This window comes from Dactylosporangium sp. NPDC050688 (assembly GCF_040654515.1).
Taxonomy (GTDB): Bacteria; Actinomycetota; Actinomycetes; order Mycobacteriales; family Micromonosporaceae; genus Dactylosporangium.
The window spans coordinates 1-3,296 of record NZ_JBFAIC010000061.1; the positions used below are offsets into that span (position 1 = coordinate 1).

Genomic DNA, 3,296 nt, shown 5'->3' on the forward strand with positions numbered 1-3,296 from the left:
CGGCGGCGCAGCTCGTCGATCAATCCAACGACCAGCGACACAGGCTTCACCCCATGCAGCGAGCCGTTCCGCTTGCCGCGCCCGCGCGGCGTGCGGACAGCGTCGTAAACGAAAGCCTCAGTGCTCACCTACCCGAGAGTAACTTGCTGTCGCCCGCCGCACTACCCCGCCCGGACGCCCCACTCGCGCAGGAGGAGCGCGGCGAACCCGCCGACCTGGTCGAGGTGTTCCTGCACGGCGCCGTCACCGGCGAGCCGCCAGCCGGCCAAAACAGTGGACAACCCGCACCTTCCACGGCAAAGGTGCAGCATGGACATCCTTCGCCAGCATGAGATCGCCGAGGCCGGCCACCGGATCCTCAACCCGTTCACCGACGACAAGCTCATGCTGCTCGGCGAGGTCTGCCGGCTCGCGCCGGGCCAGCGCCACCTCGACCTCGCCTGCGGCAAGGGCGAGATGCTGGCCAGGTGGGCCGACGTGTACGGCACCCTCGGCGACGGCGTCGACATCAGCGAGGTGTTCCTCGCCGCCGCCCACGAGCGGGCCCGCGAGCTCGGGGTCAGCGACCGCGTCACGTTCCGCCTCGGCGACGCCGCCAAGGACGTCCCCGACGACGCCTCCTACGACATCGTGTCCTGCATCGGCGCCACCTGGATCGGCGGTGGCCTCGCCGGCACCGTGCGGCTCATGCGGCCCGCGCTGCGCCCCGGCGGGCTGCTGCTCATCGGCGAGCCGTACTGGACCGCCACCCCACCCGGCGGCATCCCGGCGGAGTACGCCGAGTTCACCTCGCTGGAAGGCACCCTGGACCGCCTCGAGGCCGCCGGGCTCAGCCTGGTCGAGATGGTCCTCGCCGACCGCGACTCATGGGACCGGTACATGGCCGCGCAGTGGTGGACCGTCGACGTGTGGCTGCGCGAGCATCCCGGCGACCCCGACGCCGGCACGATGCGCCGGTACCTCGACCAGGCCCGCCGCACGCACCTGCGGTACCAGCGAGAATTTCTGGGCTGGGGCGTCTTCGTGTGTCGAGACGCGGACCGCCGCTCCGAGGTATCAGGCGACAGCACCTGACACCCGGGCAAGGAGAGCACCATGGACGACGAACTGCGCCGCCTCGGCCGGCTGACCGGCACCTGGAAGGTCACCGGCGGCGTCACCGGTCGACACCTGCGAGGACGCGGTGCAGGAGGCGCTGCTCGCCGCCGCGACCCAGTGGCCGGAGCACGGGGTGCCGGACGAGCCGCGCACCTGGCTGATCCGGGTCGCGTCCCGGCGCCTCGTCGACCTGCTGCGCAGCGAACAGGCCCGGTCCCGCCGCGAGGCCGCCTGGCGGCCGCCGGTGGCCACGGCCCCCGACCAGGACGACTCGCTGACGCTGCTGTTCCTGTGCTGCCACCCGGCGCTGACCCCGGCCGCGCAGCTCGCCCTCACCCTGCGCGCCGTCGGCGGGTTGAGCACCGCCGAGATCGCCCGGGCGCTGCTGACCCCGGAGGCGACCGTCGCGCAGCGCGTCAGCCGCGCCAAGGCGAAGATCCGTGCGGCCGGCGCCACGTTCCGGCTGCCCGCGCCCGGCGAGTTCGACGAGCGGCTCGACGTCGTGCTCGCCGTGCTGTATCTCGTCTGCACCGAGGGCTACGTCGGCACCGCAGGCGACACCCTCGACCGGGTCGAGCTGGCCGCGGAGGCGATCCGCCTCACCCGGCTGCTGCACGCCCGGATCCCCGGCCGCGGCGACGTCACCGGCCTGCTCGCGCTGATGCTGCTCACCCACGCCCGCCGCGCCGCGCGGACCCGCGACGGCGCGCTGGTGCCCCTCGACGAGCAGGACCGCAGCCGGTGGGACCGGACCGCGATCGAGGAGGGCACCGCCCTGGCCGCCGCGGCGCTGCACGCAGGGCCGGCCGGGCCGTTCCAGTTGCAGGCCGCGATCGCCGCCGTGCACGCCGAGGCGGCTACCGCCGCGGACACCGACTGGCGGCAGATCCTCGGCCTGTACCGGCTGCTGGAGACCGTCACCGGTAACCCGGTCGTCACCGTCAACCGGGCGGTGGCCGCCGCGAAGGTCCACGGGCCCGCCGCCGGGCTCGCCGTGCTCGACGCCGTCGCCGGGGACCCGCGGCTGGAGCGCAGCCACCGGCCCGCCGCCGTCCGCGCGCACCTACTGGCGATGTCCGGCCGCCGCGCTGAGGCCGGGCACTGGTACCGGGTCGCCGCCCGGCTCACCACCAACCGGTACGAGCAGCGGCACCTGCTGTCCCGCGCCGCGCTGCACGAGCCCGGCCCGCTGCACGAGCCCGCCGCGCTCCACCAGCAGGACCAGGGCGACGACGCTGATCAGGGCGCCGGCGACGCAGGTGAGGAACGTCCCGGTCGCGTACCCGGTGAACGCCTGGCCCTGCGCGTCGGTGAGGAACGCCGGCACGCTCAGGAACCCGCCGGTGACCATCCCGCCGGCGCCGAGCCACGTCGCGACGAGCGGCACCGCGAACCGCCGCCGCGGCCCCCACCGGTGCACCAAAACCAGCAGCCCGATCGCCGCGCACAGGAACTGCGCCGCGGTCACCGTGTCCTGCAGCCGCAGCCACGCGTCGCGGCCCGCGCCCGGGCGCAGCCCGCGGTGCCGCCGAACACCCACGACAGCCGCAGCGCCGCCAGCCCGGCCGCGATCACCGCCGCCAGCCACGCCAGTGGCACCTGCACCGCGTGGGTCAGCCGCCGCGGCGCCCGCCCGAAGGTCCCGCCGGCGACCGGGCGGAACCGGTCCCGCGCGTACAGCAGCAACGCCACCGCCAGGGCGACGCCGAGCACGACGAAGCTGCCGTACACGACCACGAACGTCCACGGCCACCGCGTCGGCTCCCCCGGCGCCGCCGGCGGCGGGTTCCACCACCCGGCGGCCTGCAGCGCCGCCCCGGCCGGCCTCAGCACCACGAACGGCGCCAGCAGCCCGGCCCCGATCCACACCGGCACCCGCATCGCCCGCATGCCCCGCGGCCGGATCGCGGCGAGCGCCACCGCGACCCCGGCGACGGCGAGCCCGTCCGTGACGAGGTTGTCCGTCACCCAGCCGGCACGCGGCACGCCCCCGAGGTCCGTGATCCCGGCCGCGCCACCGGCGACCCAGTCGCCGTGCAGCGCGACGTACACCGCCGCCGCGCCGACCGCCGTCCATCCCGCCGCTGTGCGCCCCCGACTCATGCCGACAGTCTCACCATCGGTGACTGTGACCGCCCTGAGCCGACCTGAGCCGGGTCTCAGCGACCGGCGCCGCTCACGTCGCCCGAGCCGCTCCG

2 protein-coding genes and 1 pseudogene are annotated in these 3,296 nt (G+C 75.4%); 2 read left to right on the forward strand and 1 reads right to left on the reverse strand.

Annotated elements, in window-relative coordinates; translation table 11 throughout:
- Window positions 1-128: pseudogene (locus tag AB0H83_RS39460) on the reverse strand (acetyl-CoA C-acyltransferase); the annotation flags it as partial.
- 181 nt (window positions 129-309) lie between these two features.
- Here AB0H83_RS39460 and AB0H83_RS39465 point away from each other — a divergent pair.
- Both AB0H83_RS39465 and AB0H83_RS39470 read left to right on the forward strand, forming a co-directional pair.
- A complete protein-coding gene (locus AB0H83_RS39465; protein ID WP_360104644.1) occupies window positions 310-1,074 on the forward strand; it encodes a class I SAM-dependent methyltransferase in 765 nt (254 codons plus the stop codon).
- A 109-nt stretch (window positions 1,075-1,183) separates the two neighbouring features.
- The coding region (locus tag AB0H83_RS39470) for a DUF6596 domain-containing protein (protein ID WP_360104647.1) at window positions 1,184-3,296 on the forward strand (2,113 nt) is incomplete at its 3' end.

Excerpts from the sequence above, each read along its gene's own strand:
- AB0H83_RS39465 (WP_360104644.1), top strand. The coding sequence starts at position 310 with ATGGACATCCTTCGCCAGCATGAGATCGCCGAGGCCGGCCACCGGATC.